Below are 24835 nucleotides of genomic sequence, written 5' to 3' on the forward strand. Positions count from 1 at the left end.
TGTACAAGAATGGTGGGCAAGGGCTTATTTTTCATCTCAATTTTCTCTGACTGTTCATCTTGCCCACCCTACGGGGAATACTTCAAATAAGTGATATTATTAACCAAACTGGGGATAAACTAATGTCTCAATACCGTCGTTCCTATTTACCTGGAGGAACCTTCTTTTTAACGGTTGTTACTTATCAACGTATTCCTATATTTTTAGAACCAGAAAATATTACACTTTTACGAACAGCTATTGCACAAATGCGACAAGAAAAACCTTTTAAATTTACGGGGGCTGTTATTTTACCAGATCATCTTCATTTTCTTTGGACATTACCTCATAAGGATTCTAATTATTCTCAAAGAGTGTCACGTTTTAAAACATTATTTACTCGATCATTACCGAACAAATGTCTATTAAATGATACAATTTCTGCTTCCCGTCGTAAACACAGAGAGCGTAATGTTTGGCAACGTCGGTTTTGGGAACATACGATTAAAGATGAAATTGATCTCAAACGACATTTAGATTATATTCATTACAATCCGGTAAAACATGGTTTAGTTTCTTGTCCTCATTTATGGCAATATTCTAGTTTTCATGAAGCTGTGAAAAACGGGATATATGATAAAAATTGGGCTTGTTCTTGTCAGGATATTAAGCCTAAAATTCCTGATTTTGTAGGGATGATTTGTGGAGAATAAATTATCGTAGGGTGGGCATGATCTAAAAAATTAATGGATCTTCATAAATCATAATAAGAATGCCCACCACCTAGCCATTATCAATCACATTGTACAGGAATGGTGGGCAAGGGCTTATTTTTTATCTCAATTTTCTCTGACTGTTAATCTTGCCCACCCTACGTTACCAATAGACAGTGATTGCTGTAATAGGTAAAATGGCTAGTGTCAGAATTACTGCCGTCCTGAGAGTAGCAACCTTAAAAACCGGGACAATTTTTAAGTATTTTTACCATTAGTTTTTCTAAATGACCTTGACTTTTCGAGAAATATAAGCATAGTATAAAGTGTGTAATTTTACTGATGAAGTTCATCACTAATCAAACAGTCGTCAATAATCACACATGAGGAATCTATGAACTTTACACTCAAAACCTTGACTGCAGTAGCTTCTGGCTCCATTGCTGCTTCCATGGCTTTTTCCGGCGTGGCTCAAGCCCAAGTTAATGCCAACGCATCCTTTGGTGGTTCCATCATCGGTGGAGTTACCTTCGATGGTGCATTAGGCAGTGTCAATTCTTTAAATTTCGCAAGTCAGTCGGGTGTTATACTCCAACTTAGTGATGATTACACCCCCTTCAACGGTTCAACTGCTCCCAACGATTTTGCTAATGATAATGGTGGTGGTTCTGCCGTAAGTGGAGATATTTTGGGTCTAGGTAATTTGTTCGGTCTGAGTCTGACTACTTTGGACTTCAGCAGTTTACCCGATGATGGTTCAGACGTATATTTTCCTCTGTCTAACTTCCTCACTTGGTCTACTGGAACTACTCCTGCAAATCGTTTCACCTTTCGTGCGAATTCCGCTAGAATTGCCGCTCAGTCAAACAGTAACTTGAATATTGTCTTCGGTGGAATTTTTAGTGATTCCCAAACTGGGGCCAATAGCTATGCAGATAGTTTATCATCTGTTAGTTTGAGTATTACTGCGAGTGGTCTAAATGCCGGGGCTGCCACCCTTACTTTTGGCACTCCCCCTGAAGTTCCAGTTCCCGAAGAAGTTCTCCCTGTTCCTGAACCTACTACAACCATTTTTGGTTTATTAGTTGTGGGTGCTGCTGGTTTAGCGAGTCGTCCTCGTAAGTCCTAGTTTTAATTGCCTATAATTCTTTTGTTTATATTAATATCAAGGTAATCCTAGACAGTATCGATTCTAGGATTTTTAATATTTAATTAATTATGGCTAATTTTCTGTCAAAACACCTAACACTTAACCAAAGCTTGTCTATGGTCAAGGAATCCCTCATAATTGATGACTAACCTTTCATGAGGAGTGCCGTGTCTGCCAAGAAAAAAACCGCCCGTTCTCTTGCTAGTATCGCCGGAATTGTGGCCTTTGCCACCTTAATTAGTAAAATTTTCGGGTTAGTGCGAGAACAAGCGATCGCTGCTGCCTTTGGGGTGGGGCCCGTTGTTAATGCTTATGCTTATGCTTATGTAATTCCCGGTTTTTTATTAATCCTTTTAGGCGGTATTAATGGCCCCTTTCATAGTGCCTTAATTAGTGTTTTGGCCAAACGGGAGAAGTCAGAAGCGGCCCCCTTAGTGGAAACCGTCACAACCATTGTCAGCCTTCTTTTATTAATTGTCACCTTGGCGTTGATTTTCTTTGCAGGAACCTTTATTTCAGCCCTAGCACCAGGCTTAGAAGGGGCAGCCAAAGCGATCGCCATTCAACAATTACAAATTATGGCACCCTTAGCTCTGTTAGCGGGATTAATTGGTATTGGGTTTGGAACCCTCAACGCAGCAGATCAATACTTATTACCCAGTATTAGCCCCCTATTCTCCAGTTTAGCCGTAATTATCGGGGTTGGGGTCTTAGCTTGGCAGGTAGGAGATAACATAAACGCGCCCCAAAATTGGTATTTAGGGGGTTTGGTTTTGGCGGGGGGAACCTTGGCCGGTGGCGTTTTACAGTGGTTAGCGCAAATTGGGGCCCAATGGAAAGCAGGAATGGGAGCTTTGCGGTTTCGCTTTAACTGGCGTATTCCTGGGGTGATGGATGTGATGAGGGTGATGGCCCCGGCTACCCTTTCATCGGGAATGTTACATATTAATGTTTATACTGACCTATTTTTTGCCTCATTTATTGTTAATGCGGCGGCGGCCATGCGCTATGCTAATTTTATTGTGCTTACCCCATTAGGCATTATTTCTAATATGATTTTAGTGCCGTTTATGCCTGTTTTTTCTCGCTTAACTGCGCCGGAAAATTGGGGAGAATTAAAGGTCAGAATTCGTCAGGGACTTTTATTAACAGCTTTAACTATGTTACCTTTTACGGCCATTTTTATCGCTTTAGCTCCCGTTATAATTCGGGTAATTTATCAACGGGGGGCCTTTAAATCTGCTGATGCTGATATTGTGATTCCGGTATTAATGGCCTATGGGGTAGGGATGTTTTTCTATCTTGCTAGGGATGTTTTAGTGCGGGTATTTTATGCGTTGGGAGATGGAGAAACCCCATTTCGGATCAGTATTTTTAATATTTTTCTCAATGGTTTGTTAGATTTTTTCTTATATAAACCCTTTGCCACTCCTGGCTTAGTTTTCGCTACTATTGGGGTTAATGCGATTTCTTTGATGATCTTTTTAGGGATTTTAAATAAAAGGCTTAACGGTTTACCTTTAAAAGAATGGGGTTTAGCTTTGTTAGCTTTAACTGGTATTACTGTGGTTTCAGGGGGGGCAAGTTGGGGAATTTCTTGGGGATGGGAACAGCTATTTAGTAGCAGTAGTTTAGGGCTTCAATTATTACAATTAACCTTGGCTTCTGGGGTAGCTTTTGCCGTATTTATTGGCTTATCAATCCAATTAAAATTACCGGAAGTTGATATTTTGCTTTCTCGGATTTTCAAAAAGCTTAAGAAGGAGTAAGATGGGCTTAAAATTGCCAATTAGCAAAGAGACAATAAGACAATTTTCAGCAATAGGTCAGGAAGCAGGAATCAAAAGTTCCTAGTTCCCACTTACCCATACAATTAACGACGAATTATTAACTATTCGTTGTTGTTGTTATTATCTCCATCCTCATCTTGTGCTTCATTGCGGCTTCCAGGATAGCGTTTACCGCGAGAAAAGAAGCGAGAAGATTTTTGACGAAATTGACGAGCATAGGCTTGATTACGCTCAGCTTTTTCTTTCTTTAAATTACGACGCTTAGCCATGATTTTTTCCTCATTAAAACAATAAAATACTTCTGGAAAAATCATCAATGGGAAGTTCCCTTTGACTTCCAGAAGAGTAGGTTAATTGAAACACAAAGATTAGATACGGTAACTCTGACGGCCTTTGCTAAAAGAGTTGCGGGGTTGTTCTTCGCGGGGTCTAGCTTTATTAACTTTGAGGTTTCTTCCCATCCATTCTGCCCCATCTAGTTCCTCAATGGCTGCATTTTCCTGAGCGTCTTCCTCCATTTCAACAAAACCGAAGCCCCTCGCTTTCCCCGTTTCTCGATCAGTGGGAAGATGAACCCGTTTAACGGTTCCATACTCAGCGAATGCCTCCGTCACATCTGCTTCTGTCACTTCGTAAGGGAGGTTGCCAACATAAATTGACATCGGAAAGATCTCCTTAATCCTAGGTTTGCAGAGATACAAGATCTCGGAGAGCAGCCGGCCAATATTAACTTCGGACAAAACCTACGCGATACTGACAACAAACCTAGTCACCGATCCTCATTCTCGTTTTCATGGCCTATGATAGCACTTTCTTTGGAGTCAGATCAAATTTGTAAGCAGAAGTGATAGATTGGATCAGGGAACAGGGAAACAGAGGATACAATATAGGAAATAAATCTTATGTCAGAAGAGAAACAACCTCAATTATCTCAAGAACAATTAATTAAGTTATTGCGAACAACCATTACCCAACTTGATAATATTGTTGTCCAACTAACGACAGACTCTTTAGAGAATTTACCGCCCCAAGAAACCATAGAAACTTTAGTTAGTAGTACGGAGGCGATCGCTGCTTCTATTCAAGTTTCTTCCCCACCTACTGAAGTCGAAATCTTGCCCAAAATTGAACCAGAAACCACTGAAGATTGGCAGGAATCAGAAACAGATGAAATCGAGGAACAACTGCCAGTAATTGACCGTGCTTTACCCAGTTTTAATCGCTTACAAAGTTGGTGGGATGGGATCTTAGGAGGAATTCGTTCTCTGTTACCAACAGCCATGAGTGAGAAGCTCTCTGATTGGGTAATTACAGGGATTTTAGCAGGAATTATTGTGGCGGTTTTATCTACTTCAGTCTTACTATTGCCTCAACCGCTTTCGGTGCCTAAAATTGTGCAAACTCCCTCAGAAATGCCGGAACCAAAAGTTATCGAAACCCCACCCCGATTAGAGTCTCCTGGGGTACCTGAACCCATTAAATTAGCCCCACCCCCTGGCCCAAAATTAACCCCAGAACAAGGTTTAATTGCGGCAATTCAACAGGAAGTCACTGAGTTAACGAGTCAATATCCAACGGGTTTAATTGGTACAATTGAAGCGAATTTTGTGGCCAGTCGTTTAATTGTTACCCTAGGAGAACAATGGTATGAATTACCCCCAAAACGACAAGATACTTTGGCTAATGCTATCTTAAAAAGGTCACAAACTTTAGATTTTCGGAAACTAGAAATGATCGACGATCAAGGAACTCTCTTGGCCCGTAGTCCTGTGGTGGGAGATCAAATCATTATCCTTCAGCGAAATCCTTAAATATCTGACAATTCTTGTCTAAATTTACCCCTTTTTTCTAAACTTATGCCAGATTCAATTATGTATCAAGAGGATGGTTTTGTTGTCCTCGAACCTGATCAACCAGAACAATTTTTAACCGCAGAGGAACTTTTAGAAAAGTTGAAAGCTATCTTATTAACTCGTCAGGATGATTTACCGAGAGAATTACAGAAAATTTCCGCCGTTGAAGCTCAAGCGCGGTATTTAATGGTAAATTTTTGCGATCTCGATGTAGGCCCTGATAGTTATTTACAATGGTATGTGATTCGCTTGCAAAAATAGTTCATATTTGTCTAGGATTATGTTAAGTTAAGTTTTGTAACAGTTTTAATTTAGCCTAGGGAAATCTCTATGACAACTGAAATTCTAGAGTCGATCAAAGTCTGGTCACAATTTGGTCATCCCCTTCTGATGTGGGTTTTGTTCGGATTGACCGTTTATGCACTATATTTAGGTATGCAATGGCGACGCACCCGCACTGCTGATAAAGAGCTTAAAAAAGAATTATTGCCGAAAGATTTTCGTAATCGCCATTATCAATTAGGTTCCTTACTTTTGGGGTTGATGGTATTAGGGAATATTGCAGGTATGGCCATCACCTATATCAATAATGGTAAACTCTTTTTTGGCTCCCATTTATTAGTGGGATTAAGCATCACAGGATTAATTGCCGTCTCTGCTTCTCTTTCGCCTTTAATGCAAAAGGGTAATGAATTCGCTCGTTATACCCATATTACCCTAAATACTGCGATTGTAGGTTTATTTGGTTGGCAAGCCGTAAGCGGCATGGAAATTGTACAGAAAATCCTCGATAAAATATCCTAATTAGGTTTGGGGGATGAGGCATAATTAACCTACTTTTTTCTTCCCCCATTGTTTTCTAATTGCCTTCAGTTTGACCTAAACTAATTAACGCCACATCAATTTGATTATCTCCTTGTGGATTAATTTTTGTATAAATACCAGGGCCAAAAAATTTCTCGATTTTCTCTTGTTTATTATTCCAAGTTTCTAAGGTAATAAAGGGCGAGTTAAACTCTAAAATTAAGGCATAATTCCCCTCAATTTTTTCCTCTCGTATTGCTACTAATATGGGTCTATCATCATCGCTAGGACTCAACCCCAACCGTTCCAAAGTATCATCAAGGTGGGCTTCCTGACCATAGCGATAACGGGTCACATCTTTACGAATTTGATTTTGAGTGGGGGTTGCTTGTTTTTCTCTTAAGGTAAGAATGTCTGAAGAAGTGGGTTGACTAAAGGGAATGGGTTTCAATTCTGCTGCTTTCAGGGCCAGTCCTCCGAGTAAAATAGGCACACCATAGAAAAATCCTGCTAAATTTAAGGTAGGATTATCGGTAGCGTAGGCGATAAAGCCCATCAGGGTTAAGAGTCCCCCGACGGTTAATCCTACACGAGCTAAGGAAAGTTGACCTAACATAAAAAGTCCTGTGTTTTGCGATCGCTTCACATTTCATTATGCTGGTCAATGGTCTTTAAGAAAAGGGGCAATGCTCAGGACTGAATGACTTTTTTTTGCTGATCTTTGTTTAAGACTAGCCTAGAGGAGACAAGATTGTTTATGCTAGAGTGAGTGCTAGTTTGAGGATCAAAAAAATGAATCAAGAAACGATTCGAGAAAAAGTGAAACTAATTGAAAGTAAGCGAGGATTTTTAGTGGAGCTTTTAGAAAAACCCGATTTAGGAATTTTACGGGTTGATGTCAAACAAGCTTTGGAAGAACTTGATGAACTTATTGAAGAATTTGACCTGACATTTCCCCAGGAAACTTAAGATTCCTAACTCCTCAAATTTAACCTTCACTTAACCGGAGATAATAATTAAAAATAAGCGGCAGTCAATTCTTAATTATTCTGCCGTTTTTTGTTTTTTTGTCAAAATCATTAAGGGACAATGGATCTAGAAACAATTATTCTTATAAGTATTTATTTTTCTTGTATTCTCGTTATTCTTCGGGTAGTTAAAGGAATTCTACCGAAGAAAGATGGCTGGATTATTTTTAGTGGGATAATTTTTGTTATTACTTTGATTTTATCTTTACTTGATTCACCCTTAAACAGTTGGTTGGGGGGAAGTTTCTGTCTGATGTTTCTGTGGATTCCTCCTTGGGTATTAAGTTGGGTTAATCGTTTAATTGAAGTTCAAAATTATAAAAAAGCAAGTCAATTATTTTCCAGTTTATATTGGCTTCATCCCACTCCAATTTGGCGAGACTATTTACAATTAATTATCGCCTTGGAGATGGCAAAAAATGGTCAAATAGAGGCGGGAATTAAGCAGCTACAATCTTCTAATCAATCTGAATCAATTATTGCTTATTATCGTCAGGTTTTGATCTATGAAATCACAGCAGATTGGCAAGGTTGTCTACAATGGTTTGACAGTAAAGTTAAGGCAAAAATTTTATGGAATGATGCTACTTTACTTACTTATTATATTAGATGTTTAGGAGAAACAGGGCAGCTTAATCGATTATTTAAAGAGGTTTTAGCCGTTGAATCTAAACTTTTAAAATTAAGAAAATTATCAAAAATAAATCTGCTTTATCTTTATGTTTTTGCATTTTCTGGACAAATATTTGCGGTTCAAGAACTTTTCAAACAATCTTTATTTTTTTATCCACAAGAGTTACAAGAATTTTGGTTGCTTACGGCAAAAATGGCTATTAATCCCCAAAAAGATCACAAACATAAGCTTTTAAAATTATGTTCAAATAACAATCAAATTCTGAGCAATGCTATTCACTGGCGATTAAATCAGTCCCCTCTTAATCTCAAAAAATCTTTAAATGAAACCTCTTGTAAAACACTTTATTTTATTCAGTTTCAAACAAATAAATTTGCCAATAATTCTCTTATTTTTACCATCAAAAAACAGAAAATCACTCAAATTATTATTGTTATAAATGTCCTAGTATTTATCGCCGAAATCAACTTAGGTGGTAGTGAAAATATTGAGACTTTATATGATTTAGGAGCTTTAGTTCCTATGATGGTTTGGGAAGGACAATTTTGGCGATTAATTACAGCTAATTTTCTACATTATGGATGGCTACATTTATTAATGAATATGATTGGACTTTATGTAGTTGGTGGTTTAGTGGAATCTCTCAGTCAAACCTATAGATACTTAATTATTTATTTTACCAGTGGTATTGGGGCTATGTTTTTATTTAGTTATTTAGCTATTTATACCAATAACCTTGATTATATCTTAGTTGGTGCTTCTGCTTCAATTATGGGATTAGTCGGCAGTTTAACCGCCATTTTTTTGCGAAAATGGTGGCAAGAAAAATCATCTATAAACCGCAAAAGATTTTTGATAATGCTAATGATGCTAGGATTACAATTCATCTCTGATTTTCTCATCCCTCAAGTGAGTATTATGAGTCATTTATTTGGTTTTATGATTGGATTTTTTCTAGAGTTAATGCTGTTCAGTTTTGTGAAATCACCTAATTAGTGAGAGTTTGGATCTGATTTAGATGGTAATATCAAAAAAATAAGGAATAAATAATTATTGGTTCAACCAAATCAAACAATTATTAATTATCAATTATTCATTATTCATTGATAATTCATGTTTCGTTATCTCCCATTAATTTGATAACTATTTTAACGTAATCAGTTCCTTAGGTTTCACGGTTTTTTGTTCAGTAATAATCCCAGTAATTAAGGCAGCAGGAGTCACATCAAAAGCCGGATTATAATAATCTACCCCATCAGCACAAATCCGAGTATTTCCTACTTGATAAATTTCTGAGGGGTCGCGTTCTTCGATGGTAATTTGCTCCCCAGTTTCTAACTCAAAATCTACGGTAGAAAGGGGGGCAGCAACATAAAAAGGAACCTGGTGCATTTTAGAAATAACTGCTAGTCCATAGGTGCCAATTTTATTCGCAGCATCCCCATTAGCAGCAATTCTATCAGCACCCACAACCACTAAATCAATTCGTCCTTGTTTCATACAATGGGCTGCCATATTATCACTAATTACGGTTACAGGAATCTGTTCTTGTACACATTCCCAGGCGGTCAATTTTGCCCCCTGTAAACGGGGTCTAGTTTCATCAGCATAGACTCTTTTTAAACGTCCTGCTGTCCAAGCAGAACGAATTACGCCTAAAGCTGTTCCATATCCTGCTGTAGCTAAAGCCCCTGCGTTACAATGGGTAAGAATTGTCAATTTTTCAGGGTTGGCCGGTAAAATTTTTAGGCCATTATTGCCGATCGCTTGACAAGTTTGGAGATCTTCTTTTTGAATAAGTTGGGCAGTTTGTAAAAGAATATTTTTGATGTCTTCAACGGTGCCAATGGTTTCATAAGCAATTTTTAACATCCGAGAAATTGCCCAAAAAAGATTAACTGCAGTGGGGCGAGTTTGACGTAATATTTCAGCAACTTTTTCTAATTGTTTGAGAAAAATTTCTCTGTCTTGAGATGGTATTTCTCTAGCCCCTAAATACATCCCATAAGCGGCGGCTACTCCAATGGCCGGGGCCCCCCTTACAATCATAGTTTTAATCGCTTTGGCCATGTCTTCATAACGACTAATTTCAACTAGGGTATATTGATTAGGTAAGCAGGTTTGATCGATGAGTAATACTTTATTATTAGACCAAACAACAGGATAGATAGGATTCATGGAAATATGCAGAAAAAGACTTAGTCTTATCTTGCCACAATTTGGTTTATTTGTGAATTTTGTCAAGGTCTTTAGGGTCATTTTTCTTAACATAGAAACTTTTCCCCATGCTTTTCAGAAGATTTCCACAAACCTAGGGGGTTTTTCCACAGAGAGTTAATAACCTGTCTTCATCATGGTATTTGATGAAACCCTTTCTCTTAGTAATGTTTTTGGATTTCTGACTGAGAAAGAACTGCTCAAAGTTGTGGAAAATTAGGAAGAACTTTAAGATAATTGATAGCTATTATTATTCTCACTTTTTGTGCTATAATAGAATAAAAGTAAAGAACATTAAACCCTTTATATTTCTCCAGAGCGTTTTGTGTGAATTAAATAATCGAGGAAAAACGAGTCTTTTTTCTCGATTTTATTTTCTTTGTTGCTTTATTTTTTATTGGTTTTCTTCTACCAACCGCCATACGATTCAAGATGAAAAAGTCAGTTCAACCCTTAAATCAACCCATCCATAATCAACGAGGTAACTATTCTAAAAAAGTGGCCATCAAACCCTTAGTTAAACAGTATTCTAAAAGTCAATCGAAAAGTATTGTTGATCAAATTCGTGAACGTCGTCCCGTACCTAACCCTTGGCGTGTGGGTGAAGTTGCTAAAATTATGATTAAAGGAAATCCTGATCTTAAAGGGAGAAATGGTCAATGGTGTATTGTAGAAGAAGTGCTTAATTTTTCTTGTTTAGTAAGAACTTGGGATGGGATAATTCAGGTAAAAATAGAAAATTTAAAAGACTTTTATTATTCTTCTCAAGAACAACGAGAAATGAAACGAATAAGCGATCGCTTATCTAAACTTAGCCTAGAAAATTTAGAAGATTCAGTTAAGGTATTTTTAGGGGAACTGGGAAAAATTGATCGTCCTTTTCTCACCCAAAGAGAAGATAAAATCTTAATATTACTCGAAGAAGAATAATAAATGATATCCATCAATCATATATTTTCGAGTTCTTTACCAAGACATGGTTATCCTGAAAGAAGATTTAGGACAATTTTGACTATGGCTCGATATAATTATGATTGTTGGGTTAAGACTGCTGCGGAATCTTTAACCAAGACATTTTATGATCTTTGATTATTGCTGCTCCGAGTCATCTGTCACCCCAACTGATGTCAAGCACGTTATAATGTAAACAAAAAAGACGAAATGAAGACTTTAATCAATTGGAGTTTAACCCTAGGATTAATCGCAAGTCCCCTGATCTCTACTTGCTTAATACAACCCGTCCCCGTGTTGGCACTCCCCCAATCAGAAATTGTCGGATTATTAAGTGGCATTCCGGTTTTTAGTTTGTTGAATGCTGAGGGTTCTCCGATCGCTCGCCAAGTCGAAGACAATAAGACGGTAATTCCCGTATTTATGAGTCAAAAAGATGCTCAACAATTACTCAATCAATTAAAACAACAAAGTCCAGATATTGGTAATTTATATACTGTCCAAGTTCTGCCCCTGGGAACCATTTATGATACTGTTAGAAAAAGTACCAGCCCAAATAAACGGTTATTGCTGCAATATATTCCCACGGTAACGGAAACAGAAGCGGCGAAAAAAGTTGCTAGTGATAATGGTCAGGAATATCGCGGGGATGTTCCCCTTTACCTCGTGAGAATGAAATCAGATCGATCCTACTTAACTATAGAAAAAGATAACAAGCAGGTTGTGCCAGTATTTTTTGAAAGAGCAACGGTTCAAGAATGGATAGAAACCGTAAAAAAATCTAAGCCGGATCTGGCAGCAGAGATTTCAATTGAGCTTGTTAGTCTGAGTGATTTAATTGCTAACTTAGAACAACAAGATAATGCCTTATTAAAAAATATCCGATTTTGGCCTTCAGAAGAAATGATGCAAGTGATTCGCGCTAATCAAAAAAATCCCCAAAATCAACGTTAATAATTATGGTTGTGGGTTTTAGTGTATCAGGTCAAGCATTAGATAACTGGCGAAATTGGGCGAAACAAGCAGCGATAGACGCTGATATTGACCCCACAGAAGTAGATTGGTTACTGCAAGAAATCGCTCAATTAGATGCCTTTTCCTTACGCTTAAATTCTTTTCTGGGGCGGTCACAAATTCCCCTAAAATTACCTCTATCTGAGTTAACTCAATTATGGCAACGTCGTCTTAAAGAAAGGGTTCCCGTTCAATATTTAGCGGGGGTTACACCTTGGCGGAACTTTTCTTTGAAGGTTTCCCCCTCAGTGTTAATTCCTCGTCCTGAAACCGAATTAATCATTGATTTTGCCTTAAAAGCTTCTCAAGAGAGTTTAAACCCTCACCTAGTATCAGGAAATTGGGTGGATTTAGGGACAGGTAGCGGGGCGATCGCAGTAGGATTAGCAGAGATCTTTCCTGAAGGAACTATTCATGCTGTGGATACTAGTAGAGAAGCCTTAGCCATTGCCCAAGAAAATGCCGCTAATCTGGGATTTTTTTCCAAAATTGACTTTTATCATGGTTCATGGTGGAGTCCCCTGATTAACTTGAAAGGCAAAGTTAGTGGGATGGTATCGAACCCTCCTTATATTCCCACGGGGATGCTTTCTCAACTACAACCAGAAGTTAGACAGCATGAACCTTATTTAGCTTTAGATGGGGGACTAGATGGGTTAGAATCGATTCAATATTTGATAGAAACTGCCCCTGATTATTTAGTTTCTGGTGGAGTTTGGTTAATTGAAATGATGGCAGGACAAGGGGAAATAGTGGCACAATTATTAGAAGATTCTCCCTATTATCAAGGGGTGAAAATATTACCAGATCTTGCAGGAATAGAGCGATTTGCCTTAGCTTATCGCTGCTAAATAAAGTTTGCTAAGCCATTGTGCATTGACAACGTTTATTTAGAATTTTAGTACAAATGGTCAAATCGTTTCTGCCTGTCTTATTGACCATAAAGTTAGGAGTAAGACCAGGCCTAAGTTACCTCAACTTCATTTTTATTTCCAGAAATGATTGTCGTTAATCGATCCCCCGGTTTAGTGGGTTTTGGGTTAGCAATATCTTCTATATTGATAGGGGCGACAGAAGCTGTTTTGATCCGAAAATCTAAAGAAGAAACGATTGCATTAAAATAACCCGTAGCCAATAATCCTAAAAGTACCAGAACAGCCGATGCAGATATAGCTGCTAATAATCCCAGGAAAGACGATGTAGAGATAGGTTTCATTTTCTTTACCTCCTTTTCATTCATGGCATTCTCTGCCAGTCCATAGAACAGAAGTAACCAGAATAAAGCAACTAAATACCTTAAACTCTCACACCTTTATTCTAGACGAAACAGGCTTTAATTATCCGCAAATTAACAAAAATATGTAACAAGTAATAATCCTTAATGATCACAAAAGATCATAAGAAGTTTAAGAAGAGTAAAATTTTGTAAATAAGAATATATATGGGCTGAAATTTTCTTGATCTTTTTTAGAATAAGTTTTACAATATAGGTGTTTAAAGGTTTAGGGATTCAATTATCTAGTCTTCTAAAAAGAAGAAATTCCTAACTGGAGGTTTAGCCATGAAAAATATATTAGCCACAACTTTTTCTGGTCTAGTTACTTTAAGCTTTCTAGCTTTAACAATTTCTCCACAAGCTAATGCTTTGAGTTCTAATTTTAAAACAGAAACCATTTCTCCAAGCAGTCCTCAGTCTATTGTTTCTGATTCTTCTTCAGAAACCCTTACTGCTGCCGTTTACTGTGAAAATCAATATATAAATGGTGTTTGGTATAGCTGCTGTATTGATTCTTACGGTAATTGGGCTTGTGTTCCTTTCTAGAGTGAGGTTAGTTTAATCTCTGTCTTGTAGGGTGCATTAACGGAGTGTAATGCACCTGATTTGTGGTGATCAGACCTGCGGAAATATCTAAAGAGAATGACAATAAGTATCCATTACCCGCCCAAAACTCCATAATTTTTCATAGTATCCTTTGCTAATTTTATCGCCTTGATTCGACAAAGGATCAATCGCAATTTTATTTCTACCAACCGCTTGACCGGAACTATGAATATAGTATCCATTCCCTAAATAAAGAGCAACATGATCAACTCTTTGTGTAGCGAAAAAGATTAAATCTCCTGGCAATAATTCCCCATAACTAATCTTTTGACAAAAGGCTTCTTGTTGATAAGAATCTCTTGGCAACCAAATTCCTGATGCAGAAAATGCCCCTTGCATGAGTCCTGAACAATCATAATTTGGCCCCAAAGTTCCCCCCCATAAATAATAATTGGGTTGGTTCATTGCTGCTTTGGTAAAAGCGATAATTTCAGGAAGACGCTTTTCAATCTCACGACGAGAAACACCAACACTTTGATGGGGTTGTTTCGCAGGTTCTAATGTATTAAGATCGGATAAAGGTAGCCAAGCGGTGTAACCTTCCTCACAGAGTTGCACTTGAATAGCGGTTTCTTGGACAGTTGTGGCTAAAACCTTCAAATGTCTTCCCTTCGCCGCTTGAGTGGCTAATTCCTCCCCCGTAGAAGAACTATATAAGTTGAGGGGAACAAGACAGCAATATTCTCCAGAAGCTGATGGCGGTAATAATTCTAGGGATGTTATCGGGGAAGACAATACTAACATATCCTCGTCAAAACCTATAAAATTTAATAATTTGGGGACGTTTTCGCTTTAATGATAGTGACATACTTCAAGAGTGACCAAGAATATTGCCCAGATGTTCCGTAAATGTCAAGGAATCACAATAACACCCCGATCGGGTGATTTATTTTTGAGTAAAATTCGCTACAATTTTTCTTATAAGGCAAAGTAAAAAGGATTTCAGTGTTGTTATTTTTATGCCCTAGTCTGGCTCCTTTTGACCCCAGGATAAAATCGATACAAACCCTAGGAATTACTAACAATGGATTGTCGTCATATTCAGTTTTCACTCCAAAAATCAAAAGTCGATTTTTTGCAGCTTCAGGCTTTATTAAATCAAGCAGCATTTTGGGCAAGGGAAAGAACAATTGAAGACTTAGAAATGGCTGTTACTAATAGTAATCCGGTGGTAACAGTTTGGGATGAAAAAACAATGATTGGCTTTTGTCGCGGCATATCTGATGGTATTTATCGTGCCACAATTTGGGATGTCGTTATTGATAAAAAATATCAAGGTTTAGGATTAGGTCGTAAGTTAGTTGAAACAGCTTTAAGTCATCCTTTCATGAGTCGAGTTGAACGGGTTTATTTAATGACAACCTATCAACAAAAGTTCTATGAACGGATTGGATTTCAGGAGAATCAATCAACAACAATGGTTTTACAGAATTCCTATGAAATGAGTACAATCTCCTTAGGAAATGGTGCTATTGATACTCTTCCCAAGGAATTAGACACTTTACCCTTGTAATGGTATCTGGTTGATTTTCAGGGGAAATATCTAAGAGTATTAATTGTCCTCCCATTTTCTCTAATAAGGTTTGGGAAAGTAAAAATTTCATGGCTGGAGACATTTCTAGGTTATGACTCCATTGCTTCACTAAATCTAAGTTTGTTTGTGACAGTTCTAAACCTTGTTTTTCTTCTTGCCAATCTTTAATTGAACAGGGAATGTCTATCAAAATATTAACCATACTTTCTAATTGATTTAATTGGGTTGATATGGTTATAGTTCCCCTTTTGGTGAGACTAATAGCTGTATCAACTAAGGCTGTTAATCCTTGGATAAAACGGCTTTTATCTGCCTTGATATAAATATCTGTTTGAGAGATTTTAAGCTCTATTTTTAAACTATAATTTGTTGCTTGAAGCTTGGTTAATCGATGGACTTGATTTAAAATGTAGTTTAAGGAAACCGTTTCTATCTTTAGGGGAATTTTGCCATAATCAAGTTTAGAAATTGTGACGATGCTATCGATAATTTCGATTAATTTGTGGGCCGCTTGATATCCTTGTTCAATAAATTCTCGCTCTTCTTCAGGATTTTCACAAAGATCCGCTAAAATTAATTGATGTAATCCCATTAAACTACTCAAAGGCGATCGCAATTCATGGGCAGTTTTGGCTAAAAATCCACTTTTAAAGTGACTAATTTGGGCCATCATTTGATAAGCAAGTTTGGTGTCTTCTAATTCTTTTTTTAAGGTTTCTATCTCATTCATTACTCATCACCTAAAATTTTCACGCTTCCTTGGCGTAAGATTTCCCATCCCTTATTGCTCCATTTTGCCACAGTTGAAGGTAATCCACTACCGTATTTTTCCTGATTCTTTAACTCAGCTTCATCTAAGGTCAAAACATCAGGAAATTTTACCGTAATTTTCCCCATATCTTCTAGGGGTGATTCCCCTGATAGGTTAGCACTGGTGGTGGCTAAACATCCCGTTTGCGCTAGTATATTTTGGGCTATAGTATGGTTAGGAATACGCACCCCAATGGTAGTAGGATCAATGGGGTTCATAGCTTTAGGAATGAGAGCAGAAGCGGGTAAAACTAGGGTTAATGGCCCCGGCCAATATTGTTGGGCAATCTGTTGCCAAATCTCTAATTCTTGGGGGTTTCCTATGACATATTTCCAGAGATCTTGAGGGGATGCACCCATGAGAATTAAGGGTTTATCTGGAGGACGTTTTTTAGTAGCAAAGATGAGGGAAGAATGTTCAGGTAAAGCGGCTAAAGCGGGAACTGTATCAGTGGGAAAACTAACGACTTTTCCTTTGATGGCCCCTTGAATTAATTCAGATTGAGATACTTTTGGCATAGATAATCAACAAACAAGAATCAAAAGTTATGTAGGAGTAATTCATGAATTACCCCTATAAAAAACACAATTTTTAAAGGCGTTGCCTAAGTCCTAGTTAAATCTAGTTTAACACCTCAATTCTCAAATTGAAATTGTTCAATTTTAAATTGCTCAATCTCGGCCTCTAATTTATCCGTTGAATTTCTCGTAATAAAACTGAATTTGAACGTCTCATTTTGACTGAGATATTGAGCGAAAGAAGACTGAAGATAAGGACGATAACTCTCATTGTTACCGATATAAACCTGAAAAAAAGCAGTTGATATCCCATTAACATAACTACCAATTAAATTTTGACTAGGGAATGTTATTTGAGAGACAGAATCAATTGTATCTGTGATTTGCCCATCAAGTTTGGTAAAATTAACGTGAGCTTGTCCTTCAATTAATCCCCAATATTTATTAGGTGTAGTTAAAAAGGTAAAAGATGAAGCTTGGTTTAAAGCTGGAGGGGTAGCAGGATCATCGCTGCCTGATAATAATAAAGTAGGAATTGTGATTTTACTGAGGCCTTTTTGCCCAAAAATATTGCGATTAACCGGGTTGCCAGCTAAAACTGCTTTAACTCTATTATCTCGAAAATTATAGTCTTGACGAGGCAATTCTAAAGCTCTACATTCCAATAAATTAGAGATATTGATACCATTATAAAGACGATTACAACTTTTTTCTAAATGCTCAAAATCAATGGTTGCTCCGGCAATAGCTAAAGTGGTATAACCCCCAAAAGAATGACCGGCCATGCCGACATTTTCTAGTTCTAATTTACCTTGAAATTGAGAGTTATTGCGCCGTTGTAATTCATCAATGACAAAGCTAATATCTTTAGGACGGTTAATAAAATCATTAAGGTCAAATATGTCTCGATGATACCCTTCAAACATCTCCTGTAAGTAAATAGTATCACTGCCAGGATGTTGAGGAGCAGCGACTAAATAACCATAAGATGCTAAATGTTGGAGTCCAACATTATAATCTTCCGGTCGAGAAGCTAAACCGTGAGAAAATACCAAAACGTTTGTTTTTTCTTCTCCCACATTTTGCGGTATATAGACATCAACATAAAAACTACGATTACGACTTTTATCAGTTAACTGCCATACTTCTTTTTTAACTTCGTATTTACCTGGTTTTCTCAGATCTGTTAAAGTCGCATAATTAACAGGTGGGTTATTCTTAGCTTCTTCGGCAGTCCATTCTTCCATCCTTGTTACTAGAGTTTCTGTTGCTGCAACTAACTGTTCAAGTTCTCCTGTAAACCCTTGAATTAATTCTCCTTGAAGTTGTATATTAGTAGGGTATTTTTTTAGAACATTAAGTAAGGTTAGACCTTCGGGATCAAATGCGGCTGAAACTATCGCACCCCGCAAAGCATATCCCCCATTACCTCCCCCTTGAATTGTTACCCCTTTACCCGTACGAGTGAGAATCGCTTGTCCCATTTTGGTATTAAAAAAACGGGAAACTAATAAAGGCTCAACGTTGGCTTTTTTAGTTAATGCGGTGCGAAATTCTGCCTGTTGTTCTGGAGTTACTAGATTTAGATACAAGCCTAAATCTTCATTAATCGTGCCAGTTTTAGCAAAAGTTTCTAAAGAGTCTATCCGTAGAGAAAAAAGCAAGGAGCCGTAAGACACTAATAATTTCTCAGCAGCTTTTACAGGAATTGAGGTTAGACAAGTTAAGCACAACCCTAAGAAGAATAAGGAGAGTTTAGATTTTAACATAAATATGCCTGAAATTTAACACAACAATCATTGATTGTGACGTAAATATGTTAGAATAAGTTCTATGCTCTGATTAAAACTTAATTAGACATCTAAAAAAGCCTTAAATACAACGGCGGTATTCAAAGTGGGATAAATGGTGAGTGCTGATACTGAGGATTTTGTAAAGTAATGCCGTTTCCAGTTAGTTTTCTGCCCCAGATCACTCAAAGATTGACTCTTAGGAGATTTGCTCATTGTGATCTTGCTCGATTTCTTGCCTACCGCCATGACCCTCAAATTGCACGGTTCCAAGGTTGGTCGATGCTCTCCTACAATGAAGCGCAATCCTTTATTAGTGAAATGCGTACAGCAGAGATTGGCATACCAGGCAAATGGTTTCAAATTGCGATCGCACACAAGCAATCTAACTTGCTCCTTGGTGACATCGGGATGCAGATTTATGCAGAAAATTCAACAATCGTGGAAATTGGCTTTACTTTGGGTCATGAAGATCAAGGGAAAGGATATGCACAAGAAGCCGTTCAAGCTCTGATTAATTCACTGTTTGATCTTGGAAATATCGACAAGATCGTTGGTATAACTGATATGCGAAATGAACCATCAGTTAATCTGCTTACGCGGTTGGGAATGAACCTAGTGCGATCAGATGAGGTAGAATTCAAGAGTGAATTATGTATTGAGCAAACTTTTGAATTAGTCAGAAAAGACTGGTTAGTCTCTTAAAAAAATCCGATGAATAATGATCAATTAGAACAATATTGGCAGTCATATATAGCAGAGATTCCGAATATTTCATCTAGTTCTGAGAGTTATGAGGCGTGTCAATTTGGTGATTCTTCCGCTTTGGCAGATGAACTCGGAAACTTAATTCTAAAGGGAGTTAAAACTGCAACTTGTTCAGCTTTATGGGAATGGGAAGCAGAGGGAAGTGACATCCCTAAAGTGGGAGCAAAAACAATTGTCCTAAATGGGAATAAAAACCCGCTTTGCATTATTGAAACAATAGCAGTCGCTATCCGAGCATTTAGTGAAATAGATACACAGTTCGCCTATGAAGAGGGCGAGGATGACCGTTCCCTGGAATCCTGGAGGAAAGAACATTGGAAGTACTTCTCGCGAGTATTGCCTGATATTGGTAAGCAGCCAACCCCTGAGATGCTTTTAGTTTGTGAGTGGTTTCGCGTTGTGTATTGACACTGTAAGCAACTTAAGTAGTTTTAATGCAACAAATATTTTTAATTCTATTACTAAAATGGGGAAAACTGGTTTCAAAATGATAATTGCTGCAAATTAGGTCACTCAGTTACATTCTGTTGTGCTATTTTAGAGTTATTAAGATTAATTCCTTCTATCACACAGTTAAAAGTTTATCTTTCTATACATTATCCACCACTTAAAACAATTGCTATCTTAGATGATGATTGCTGTTAAAAAAAGTGTCCCGTTATTCTTGGCCGGCTTGCTCTTATGGGGAATCTCACAACAGACGACGGCACAAACCAAACCAGAAACCGCGCCTAGTGCTGATCAGATGCTGGAACCCCAGGCACTCAAACTCCTCAAGACCATGAGTGAGACATTGGCCGCCGCCCGTTCAATGAGCTTTACATCCATTACCACTTACGAAAGTCCCAGTCTCATTGGCCCGCCCCTAGTTTACACAACCATCTCAGAAGTTACCCTGGAACGCCCGAACAAATTACGGGTAATTACCCCAGGGGATGGCCCAGCCAACGAATTCTATTACAACGGTAAGACTATAACCGCCTACTCGCCAGCAGAGAATCTCGTCGCTACTTCTGAAGCCCCTTCTAGTATTGATGCAGCCTTAAAGATGGCCTACGACTCCGCAGCCATTTACTTCCCTTTTACTGATGTGGTGGTCGAAAATCCCTATAAAGACATTGCCGAGGGGTTAAAAATGGCGTTCTTCATCGGGCAATCTCAGGTGATTGGGGGAACAAAAACCGACATGATAGGACTGGTTAACGACAAGATATTTGCTCAGGTTTGGATCGGTGCGGATGATAAACTGCCCCGTATGATTCGCGCTGTTTATCGAGATGATCCCTCAAGACTGCGCCATCAGGTAGAGTTTAAAGACTGGAAACTTAATCCGGCGATCGCGGCTGATACTTTTACACCGTCTAAGACTCAGGGAGCGTCGTCTATTCCCTTTGCCCGTCCTGAACCTAAACCTTCCCCCAGTCCGACAGATAAGCCCTAGTTAGGAGAATAAGATCATGAAAACTTTAAATATGACAAAAAGCGTAATTATTGCTTCTGCAAGCCTTTTATTCACTGCCTTTTATGTTCAACCCGCTTCAGCCTGGTTTCATGGGGGCGGAGGCGGAGGTTCCTGGAGTCATACAGGGTACCGAGGTGGTAGCGTATCAGGTGGCGATGGTTCCTGGAGTGGTACAGGTTTCCGTGGTGGCTCCGCATCCGGTGGCGGCGGTTCTTGGAGTGGTACTGGTTTCCGAGGTGGCTCCGCATCAGGGGGCGATGGTTCTTGGAGTGGTACAGGTTTCCGAGGTGGCTCCGCATCCGGTGGCGGCGGTTCCTGGAGTGGTACTGGCTATCGCGGCGGCACAGCATCAGGTGGCGGCGGTTCCTGGAGTGGTACTGGAGCCTATGGAACAACGGTTCATGGGGGGGTAAACACTTATTATGGTGGAGCCTACTCAACCTATCACCCACCTGCTGTCGTGAACACCTACGGATCGGGTTGCTATAATTGCGGGGGTTGGGCTGCGGCCGGTGCTGCGGCAGTAGGTGCTGCGGTTGGAGTAGCGGCGGGTGAAGCCAATAGTAATGCAGCCAGCGCAAACGCTTACGCGGCCGGGGTTGCTGCGGGTAGTTCCTATGCTATGGGCGCGATTTATCCGACTCTGCCGACTGGATGTGTCTACACCCCTTCTGGTAGTACAAGCTTTTATGATTGTAATGGAACCTGGTTCAGCCCTTCCTACGGTGCAAACGGAGTCTACTATCGTGTAGTACCTGCCCCCTAAGCAAAATCATTCGGGAATCTTAATTTCTGCTTCCCCTAAAGGTGGTGGGGTTGGGACATTATCTCCTACCCCTGGGGCGGGAACATCTTCTATTTCAGGAGATTGAGGATTTCTCTCTTGAATGTTAAGCTCTTGCTCTAATTTTTCTTCTTTTTGTTGTTCCGTTAGTTCTTGAGATTGTTCATTTTCTAAGGTTTCAACTTCTTGCTCCATTTCTTGGTTGCCTTGCTCAACAAACTCTTCTGAATCATTATCCCCCATCTGGGCTAACGTTGGAGAAGGTATTAGATGAAAACTTGAAATAATTAGAGAGAATGCGAGAAGACCCATTAAAGTGACAGCAATTTTGTTATTCATTGTTTTTTTACTTTAAAGCAATTGAAAGTAGTTGTATTTCAACGGTGAACACTATTATATGTTTTTATTATATGATCTCAACTTCTCCCATTGCCAAAAACTTAATGAAAATTTATTAATAGTTAACTGAATTATCAATTAAAACTTCAGAATTTTAAAAATAAAAATCATTCGGTGTAGAGGCAATTTATGAATTGCCTCTACTGTGTATCACTTGTATTGCGAATATTAATATCCCTTTGGGGGAAAGGAATTTCAATATTATGGTGAGCAAATTTGTCTAAAATTTCACAACTGAGATCACTAATAACTCGTTTTCTCAGATTGATATCATTGAGCCAAAATTTAAGTTCAAAATTTAAACTTGAATCTCCAAAATCAATCAAAAAAGCCGAAGGTAAAGGCTCTTTGAGTACCTTGGGATTTTCCTGGGCAATTTTTACTAAAAGACTCATAACTTCTGTTGTCTTAGAATCATAACCAACGCCAATTTTTATGGAACAATTAACTAGGCGATCACTCCCTGTATAAGTGGTTACATCAGTAGTAAAAAATGTCTGATTGGGAATAATTTTTTCAGAGTTATCTCCTAACATTCGGACAGTTGTTGCTCGAATTCCCAGACTTTTAACTTCGCTGGTTTGTCCCCCAACACTAATAATATCTCCTGGTTTTAATACCCCTTCAAATAACAATAAAATGCCACTAACAAAATTACTAACAACCTGCTGTAAACCAAACCCAATGCCAACAGATAGACCCCCAGTAACAGCAGCGATCGCTGTCCCATTAACCCCAATATAACCTAAAATCAAAACAATCCCTAATGTAATAAGAAAATAGCGAGCTAATAATAAACTAGCGGAGGCTGAACCCAAATCTAATTGAGGTTTAGAGCGAACAAAATCAAGTAATGAATTTTCCATTAGGGTAATAATAACAACCCAAAAATAAAGTCCAGCAATGAGAGTAAAAATTATTTTCAAAGAAATGGGCGTATTAAATAAATTAAATAGAGAGACTTGAGCAAGTTGGGAGAAATCATTATAAAGACTAATAATTGTTCCTAAAATAAAAAGAATTAATAAAGGAAAAAATAGACGACGGTGAAATTGTCTGACGATATTTAAAGGGAAAACTGCATAGAGAGAAACCAAACAAAATTGGTAAACAAAGTAAACCCACATCAAGCGAATAGAAACTAATAAAAGTCCTTCTTTCCAATCTTGAATTACAAAAAATGTTTTAATTATATTAAGTAAACCCAAACTAATAATAGGAAAATCAAGATTAGACAAAAGTGCCGCTAAATATTGTTTAAAAGGAAGTCTTTTATCAGTCCAATTAAAATCTGTTGCTTGAGGAAACTTGGTTCTTAAATAACTCCATAATTGGCGAGAAATTAACCAACTAATTATTACACAGGATAGGATAGCAAAAAATTGATTTTGAACATCAGAACGTTCAAAAAAAAGCAGTTGTCTGCCCATTATTTCCTGTGGGGAGGGTAAACGTTCTCCAATAGACATCTTTACTTCCTTTCTTGCTAATTTAATTTTGTTTTAATTATGTAGTTAAGTTCCTTAACAGCTTGAGATGGGGTGAGATCTCCAGCGATAGCTTTCTCATACAAAATATCTCCTTGTTCAAAGATTTCCATAATATTTTCTACAGAATCAGTAGGAATGGTAATCGCTGTTTTAGACTGCTGATGTAACATTGCTTCAATGGGTAATAATTGTTGATTAATACTGACCTTATGGTTAGTGGGAATAAAGGTTAAAGACTGTGTAATTGCTTTTAATTGTTGTTCAGGGTTAGTCATAAATTGTGCCAATTGTAAGGCCAATTCAGTTTCATTAATACTAGCACTACGATTAACCATCATTACTTTAGTATAAAGTAATGGAGTCGCAGGATTATTGGGTTCTCCAGGCAAAGGAATAACCTGTAAGTCATCTTTTAAAGTTGTTTTTAAATCCCCGATTTCATTAGAATTACAAACATAGTAAGTTAACTTACCTTGAGCAAAAGCATCATGTAGAAGATCTCGATTGCGAATCAAAATAAAATTAGGCTGTGTTTCTGCTTTTTTGAGCCATTTTAGCCACTTTTCCCATCCTTCTAATTCAGGTTTTATTAAACCATCAGCATCAAAGAATTTTCCCCCAAAAATGCCCAAACCCCAAAAAGTATCCTCAAAACTGGAAACCATACCAACAGAATAGCCTTTTCTGGCTCGTATTAGAAGCCCTTCTAAGCCAAAAGGAGGTTGAGTTAGGGTTTGATCCTCAGTGCTAGGAAGTGGTTTAAGCTTAGCTTGGTTATAACACAGCGCACGAACCTGGGAAACTAGAGGAATGCCATAAATTTTGCCCTGATAACTAATTTGTGTCACCATTGAAGGCAAAAATTTTGATAAATCTAGGTTTTTTTCGGTAAGAGGTTGAATACTTCCTGCTTTGGTCATATTAGGAATTTGTTGAGCAAAATCAATCAATACAGTTGCCCCTAAACCTGCTCTTGATTTTTGGATAAACTGTTGAGATAGTTTAGTTTGGGGAATGTATTCGCTAAGTAGTTGAACCTCTGGGTATAATTGTTGAAAATCATCTAGAAGATTCTGAAAAATTATCCCATTTTCTCCTTGAAAGGGATGCCAAATTAACAGTCTTCCTTGGAGAATAGATTGCTGCTCAATGGTATTACAAGCGGATAGTAAGATTAGGCAACAAATAAAGGTTAATAGGCGATAGGTAATCAATTTCTGCATAACGTTTTAATTACTTAACTTTAGCTATACTGAGGAGGTAT

Annotated in this window: 29 protein-coding genes; 17 read left to right on the forward strand and 12 right to left on the reverse strand. The window is 38.0% G+C overall.

Features of this window, described 5'->3' with window-relative positions; all coding sequences use genetic code 11:
* The first annotated feature begins 122 nt into the window (after positions 1-122).
* The 3 genes from VB691_RS04555 (at position 123) to murJ (ending at position 3611) form a co-directional block, all read left to right on the forward strand.
* Positions 123-692, forward strand: a complete 570-nt coding sequence (locus tag VB691_RS04555) for an REP-associated tyrosine transposase (protein WP_323290283.1) — start codon at positions 123-125, stop codon at positions 690-692.
* Positions 693-1086: 394 nt separating this feature from the next.
* Complete coding sequence (locus tag VB691_RS04560; RefSeq protein WP_323290284.1) at positions 1087-1821, forward strand: PEP-CTERM sorting domain-containing protein; 735 nt, start codon at positions 1087-1089, stop codon at positions 1819-1821.
* A 176-nt stretch (positions 1822-1997) separates the two neighbouring features.
* Entirely contained in the window at positions 1998-3611 is a 1614-nt protein-coding gene (gene murJ / locus VB691_RS04565) for a murein biosynthesis integral membrane protein MurJ (RefSeq protein ID WP_323290285.1), read from the forward strand.
* Between the two features lie 122 nt (positions 3612-3733).
* Here the strand turns inward: murJ and VB691_RS04570 are convergent, their stop codons facing one another.
* Together VB691_RS04570 and VB691_RS04575 are read right to left on the reverse strand one after the other, a co-directional pair.
* Positions 3734-3901: a hypothetical protein gene (locus tag VB691_RS04570; RefSeq protein WP_323290286.1), complete on the reverse strand. Its 168-nt coding sequence runs from the start codon at positions 3899-3901 to the stop codon at positions 3734-3736.
* Positions 3902-4000: 99 nt separating this feature from the next.
* Positions 4001-4294: an RNA-binding protein gene (locus VB691_RS04575; protein WP_323290287.1), complete on the reverse strand. Its 294-nt coding sequence runs from the start codon at positions 4292-4294 to the stop codon at positions 4001-4003.
* Between the two features lie 240 nt (positions 4295-4534).
* On the opposite strand from VB691_RS04575, the gene VB691_RS04580 reads away from it, so the two are divergent.
* From VB691_RS04580 to VB691_RS04590, 3 genes are all read left to right on the forward strand, one after another.
* Positions 4535-5443 (forward strand): hypothetical protein, encoded by a 909-nt coding sequence (locus VB691_RS04580; RefSeq protein ID WP_323290288.1) that lies wholly within the window; start codon positions 4535-4537, stop codon positions 5441-5443.
* Positions 5444-5488: 45 nt separating this feature from the next.
* Complete coding sequence (locus VB691_RS04585) at positions 5489-5746, forward strand: chlororespiratory reduction protein 7 (RefSeq protein WP_323290289.1); 258 nt, start codon at positions 5489-5491, stop codon at positions 5744-5746.
* A gap of 69 nt (positions 5747-5815) precedes the next feature.
* Positions 5816-6289, forward strand: a complete 474-nt coding sequence (locus tag VB691_RS04590) for a DUF4079 domain-containing protein (protein ID WP_323290290.1) — start codon at positions 5816-5818, stop codon at positions 6287-6289.
* 55 nt (positions 6290-6344) lie between these two features.
* Here VB691_RS04590 and VB691_RS04595 read toward each other — a convergent pair whose 3' ends face one another.
* Positions 6345-6905, reverse strand: coding sequence for a DUF2854 domain-containing protein (locus tag VB691_RS04595; RefSeq protein WP_323290291.1), 561 nt, complete (start codon positions 6903-6905; stop codon positions 6345-6347).
* Between the two features lie 176 nt (positions 6906-7081).
* Here VB691_RS04595 and VB691_RS04600 point away from each other — a divergent pair, with 176 nt between their 5' ends.
* Together VB691_RS04600 and VB691_RS04605 are read left to right on the forward strand one after the other, a co-directional pair.
* Entirely contained in the window at positions 7082-7258 is a 177-nt protein-coding gene (locus VB691_RS04600) for a hypothetical protein (RefSeq protein ID WP_323290292.1), read from the forward strand.
* Positions 7259-7378: 120 nt separating this feature from the next.
* Positions 7379-8947: a rhomboid family intramembrane serine protease gene (locus VB691_RS04605; protein ID WP_323290293.1), complete on the forward strand. Its 1569-nt coding sequence runs from the start codon at positions 7379-7381 to the stop codon at positions 8945-8947.
* A 147-nt stretch (positions 8948-9094) separates the two neighbouring features.
* On the opposite strand, the gene mtnA is transcribed toward VB691_RS04605, so the two are convergent.
* The gene (gene mtnA, locus VB691_RS04610; RefSeq protein ID WP_323290294.1) at positions 9095-10129 is read right to left on the reverse strand and encodes an S-methyl-5-thioribose-1-phosphate isomerase; all 1035 of its coding nucleotides are present in this window, start codon (positions 10127-10129) and stop codon (positions 9095-9097) included.
* Between the two features lie 471 nt (positions 10130-10600).
* Between mtnA and VB691_RS04615 the strand changes: the two genes are divergently transcribed.
* The 3 genes from VB691_RS04615 to prmC all read left to right on the forward strand — a co-directional run bounded on the left by VB691_RS04615 (position 10601) and on the right by prmC (position 12984).
* Positions 10601-11098, forward strand: coding sequence for a hypothetical protein (locus tag VB691_RS04615; protein WP_323290295.1), 498 nt, complete (start codon positions 10601-10603; stop codon positions 11096-11098).
* A gap of 231 nt (positions 11099-11329) precedes the next feature.
* Entirely contained in the window at positions 11330-12073 is a 744-nt protein-coding gene (locus VB691_RS04620) for a Tic22 family protein (protein WP_323290296.1), read from the forward strand.
* 5 nt (positions 12074-12078) lie between these two features.
* Positions 12079-12984: a peptide chain release factor N(5)-glutamine methyltransferase gene (gene prmC / locus VB691_RS04625; RefSeq protein ID WP_323290297.1), complete on the forward strand. Its 906-nt coding sequence runs from the start codon at positions 12079-12081 to the stop codon at positions 12982-12984.
* Between the two features lie 113 nt (positions 12985-13097).
* Here prmC and VB691_RS04630 read toward each other — a convergent pair whose 3' ends face one another.
* Positions 13098-13349, reverse strand: coding sequence for a hypothetical protein (locus VB691_RS04630; RefSeq protein ID WP_323290298.1), 252 nt, complete (start codon positions 13347-13349; stop codon positions 13098-13100).
* Between the two features lie 345 nt (positions 13350-13694).
* Here VB691_RS04630 and VB691_RS04635 point away from each other — a divergent pair, with 345 nt between their 5' ends.
* Positions 13695-13955: a hypothetical protein gene (locus tag VB691_RS04635; RefSeq protein ID WP_323290299.1), complete on the forward strand. Its 261-nt coding sequence runs from the start codon at positions 13695-13697 to the stop codon at positions 13953-13955.
* Positions 13956-14042: 87 nt separating this feature from the next.
* On the opposite strand, the gene VB691_RS04640 is transcribed toward VB691_RS04635, so the two are convergent.
* The gene (locus VB691_RS04640; RefSeq protein ID WP_323290300.1) at positions 14043-14759 is read right to left on the reverse strand and encodes a C40 family peptidase; all 717 of its coding nucleotides are present in this window, start codon (positions 14757-14759) and stop codon (positions 14043-14045) included.
* A 280-nt stretch (positions 14760-15039) separates the two neighbouring features.
* Here VB691_RS04640 and VB691_RS04645 point away from each other — a divergent pair, with 280 nt between their 5' ends.
* On the forward strand, positions 15040-15528 hold the full coding sequence (locus tag VB691_RS04645) for a GNAT family N-acetyltransferase (RefSeq protein ID WP_323290301.1): 489 nt from the start codon (positions 15040-15042) through the stop codon (positions 15526-15528).
* Here VB691_RS04645 and VB691_RS04650 read toward each other — a convergent pair.
* The 3 genes from VB691_RS04650 to VB691_RS04660 all read right to left on the reverse strand — a co-directional run bounded on the left by VB691_RS04650 (position 15485) and on the right by VB691_RS04660 (position 18647).
* Positions 15485-16279 (reverse strand): HAMP domain-containing sensor histidine kinase, encoded by a 795-nt coding sequence (locus VB691_RS04650; RefSeq protein WP_323290302.1) that lies wholly within the window; start codon positions 16277-16279, stop codon positions 15485-15487. The two genes, VB691_RS04645 and VB691_RS04650, sit on opposite strands and share 44 nt — an antisense overlap.
* A complete protein-coding gene (locus tag VB691_RS04655; protein ID WP_323290303.1) occupies positions 16279-16878 on the reverse strand; it encodes an L-threonylcarbamoyladenylate synthase in 600 nt (199 codons plus the stop codon). Before VB691_RS04655 ends, VB691_RS04650 begins: the two co-directional genes overlap by 1 nt.
* A gap of 116 nt (positions 16879-16994) precedes the next feature.
* Positions 16995-18647, reverse strand: coding sequence for an alpha/beta hydrolase (locus tag VB691_RS04660; protein WP_323290304.1), 1653 nt, complete (start codon positions 18645-18647; stop codon positions 16995-16997).
* A 171-nt stretch (positions 18648-18818) separates the two neighbouring features.
* On the opposite strand from VB691_RS04660, the gene VB691_RS04665 reads away from it, so the two are divergent.
* The 4 genes from VB691_RS04665 (at position 18819) to VB691_RS04680 (ending at position 21664) form a co-directional block, all read left to right on the forward strand.
* On the forward strand, positions 18819-19373 hold the full coding sequence (locus tag VB691_RS04665; RefSeq protein WP_323290305.1) for a GNAT family N-acetyltransferase: 555 nt from the start codon (positions 18819-18821) through the stop codon (positions 19371-19373).
* Between the two features lie 9 nt (positions 19374-19382).
* The gene (locus VB691_RS04670) at positions 19383-19844 is read left to right on the forward strand and encodes an ASCH domain-containing protein (protein WP_323290306.1); all 462 of its coding nucleotides are present in this window, start codon (positions 19383-19385) and stop codon (positions 19842-19844) included.
* 220 nt (positions 19845-20064) lie between these two features.
* Positions 20065-20877, forward strand: a complete 813-nt coding sequence (locus VB691_RS04675; RefSeq protein WP_323290307.1) for a DUF2092 domain-containing protein — start codon at positions 20065-20067, stop codon at positions 20875-20877.
* A gap of 16 nt (positions 20878-20893) precedes the next feature.
* The gene (locus tag VB691_RS04680) at positions 20894-21664 is read left to right on the forward strand and encodes an RNA-binding protein (protein WP_323290308.1); all 771 of its coding nucleotides are present in this window, start codon (positions 20894-20896) and stop codon (positions 21662-21664) included.
* A gap of 6 nt (positions 21665-21670) precedes the next feature.
* Here VB691_RS04680 and VB691_RS04685 read toward each other — a convergent pair whose 3' ends face one another.
* The 3 genes from VB691_RS04685 to VB691_RS04695 form a co-directional block, all read right to left on the reverse strand.
* On the reverse strand, positions 21671-22021 hold the full coding sequence (locus VB691_RS04685; RefSeq protein WP_323290309.1) for a hypothetical protein: 351 nt from the start codon (positions 22019-22021) through the stop codon (positions 21671-21673).
* A gap of 200 nt (positions 22022-22221) precedes the next feature.
* Complete coding sequence (locus VB691_RS04690) at positions 22222-23544, reverse strand: mechanosensitive ion channel family protein (protein ID WP_323290430.1); 1323 nt, start codon at positions 23542-23544, stop codon at positions 22222-22224.
* Positions 23545-23567: 23 nt separating this feature from the next.
* Positions 23568-24794 carry an ABC transporter substrate-binding protein gene (locus VB691_RS04695; protein WP_323290310.1) on the reverse strand — a complete coding sequence of 409 codons (1227 nt, stop codon included), beginning with the start codon at positions 24792-24794 and terminating at the stop codon, positions 23568-23570.
* Between the last annotated feature and the right edge of the window lie 41 nt (positions 24795-24835).

This window comes from Crocosphaera sp. XPORK-15E (assembly GCF_034931425.1).
Lineage (GTDB): Bacteria > Cyanobacteriota > Cyanobacteriia > Cyanobacteriales > Microcystaceae > UHCC-0190.

What these genes read in the sequence shown, in the direction of transcription:
- VB691_RS04555 (WP_323290283.1), top strand. Translation starts at nt 123, where the DNA reads ATGTCTCAATACCGTCGTTCCTATTTACCTGGAGGAACCTTCTTTTTA.
- VB691_RS04560 (WP_323290284.1), top strand. Translation starts at nt 1,087, where the DNA reads ATGAACTTTACACTCAAAACCTTGACTGCAGTAGCTTCTGGCTCCATT.
- murJ (WP_323290285.1), top strand. Translation starts at nt 1,998, where the DNA reads ATGAGGAGTGCCGTGTCTGCCAAGAAAAAAACCGCCCGTTCTCTTGCT.
- VB691_RS04570 (WP_323290286.1), bottom strand. Translation starts at nt 3,901, where the DNA reads ATGGCTAAGCGTCGTAATTTAAAGAAAGAAAAAGCTGAGCGTAATCAA.
- VB691_RS04575 (WP_323290287.1), bottom strand. Translation starts at nt 4,294, where the DNA reads ATGTCAATTTATGTTGGCAACCTCCCTTACGAAGTGACAGAAGCAGAT.
- VB691_RS04580 (WP_323290288.1), top strand. Translation starts at nt 4,535, where the DNA reads ATGTCAGAAGAGAAACAACCTCAATTATCTCAAGAACAATTAATTAAG.
- VB691_RS04585 (WP_323290289.1), top strand. Translation starts at nt 5,489, where the DNA reads ATGCCAGATTCAATTATGTATCAAGAGGATGGTTTTGTTGTCCTCGAA.
- VB691_RS04590 (WP_323290290.1), top strand. Translation starts at nt 5,816, where the DNA reads ATGACAACTGAAATTCTAGAGTCGATCAAAGTCTGGTCACAATTTGGT.
- VB691_RS04595 (WP_323290291.1), bottom strand. Translation starts at nt 6,905, where the DNA reads ATGTTAGGTCAACTTTCCTTAGCTCGTGTAGGATTAACCGTCGGGGGA.
- VB691_RS04600 (WP_323290292.1), top strand. Translation starts at nt 7,082, where the DNA reads ATGAATCAAGAAACGATTCGAGAAAAAGTGAAACTAATTGAAAGTAAG.
- VB691_RS04605 (WP_323290293.1), top strand. Translation starts at nt 7,379, where the DNA reads ATGGATCTAGAAACAATTATTCTTATAAGTATTTATTTTTCTTGTATT.
- mtnA (WP_323290294.1), bottom strand. Translation starts at nt 10,129, where the DNA reads ATGAATCCTATCTATCCTGTTGTTTGGTCTAATAATAAAGTATTACTC.
- VB691_RS04615 (WP_323290295.1), top strand. Translation starts at nt 10,601, where the DNA reads ATGAAAAAGTCAGTTCAACCCTTAAATCAACCCATCCATAATCAACGA.
- VB691_RS04620 (WP_323290296.1), top strand. Translation starts at nt 11,330, where the DNA reads ATGAAGACTTTAATCAATTGGAGTTTAACCCTAGGATTAATCGCAAGT.
- prmC (WP_323290297.1), top strand. Translation starts at nt 12,079, where the DNA reads ATGGTTGTGGGTTTTAGTGTATCAGGTCAAGCATTAGATAACTGGCGA.
- VB691_RS04630 (WP_323290298.1), bottom strand. Translation starts at nt 13,349, where the DNA reads ATGAAACCTATCTCTACATCGTCTTTCCTGGGATTATTAGCAGCTATA.
- VB691_RS04635 (WP_323290299.1), top strand. Translation starts at nt 13,695, where the DNA reads ATGAAAAATATATTAGCCACAACTTTTTCTGGTCTAGTTACTTTAAGC.
- VB691_RS04640 (WP_323290300.1), bottom strand. Translation starts at nt 14,759, where the DNA reads ATGTTAGTATTGTCTTCCCCGATAACATCCCTAGAATTATTACCGCCA.
- VB691_RS04645 (WP_323290301.1), top strand. Translation starts at nt 15,040, where the DNA reads ATGGATTGTCGTCATATTCAGTTTTCACTCCAAAAATCAAAAGTCGAT.
- VB691_RS04650 (WP_323290302.1), bottom strand. Translation starts at nt 16,279, where the DNA reads ATGAATGAGATAGAAACCTTAAAAAAAGAATTAGAAGACACCAAACTT.
- VB691_RS04655 (WP_323290303.1), bottom strand. Translation starts at nt 16,878, where the DNA reads ATGCCAAAAGTATCTCAATCTGAATTAATTCAAGGGGCCATCAAAGGA.
- VB691_RS04660 (WP_323290304.1), bottom strand. Translation starts at nt 18,647, where the DNA reads ATGTTAAAATCTAAACTCTCCTTATTCTTCTTAGGGTTGTGCTTAACT.
- VB691_RS04665 (WP_323290305.1), top strand. Translation starts at nt 18,819, where the DNA reads ATGCCGTTTCCAGTTAGTTTTCTGCCCCAGATCACTCAAAGATTGACT.
- VB691_RS04670 (WP_323290306.1), top strand. Translation starts at nt 19,383, where the DNA reads ATGAATAATGATCAATTAGAACAATATTGGCAGTCATATATAGCAGAG.
- VB691_RS04675 (WP_323290307.1), top strand. Translation starts at nt 20,065, where the DNA reads ATGATGATTGCTGTTAAAAAAAGTGTCCCGTTATTCTTGGCCGGCTTG.
- VB691_RS04680 (WP_323290308.1), top strand. Translation starts at nt 20,894, where the DNA reads ATGAAAACTTTAAATATGACAAAAAGCGTAATTATTGCTTCTGCAAGC.
- VB691_RS04685 (WP_323290309.1), bottom strand. Translation starts at nt 22,021, where the DNA reads ATGAATAACAAAATTGCTGTCACTTTAATGGGTCTTCTCGCATTCTCT.
- VB691_RS04695 (WP_323290310.1), bottom strand. Translation starts at nt 24,794, where the DNA reads ATGCAGAAATTGATTACCTATCGCCTATTAACCTTTATTTGTTGCCTA.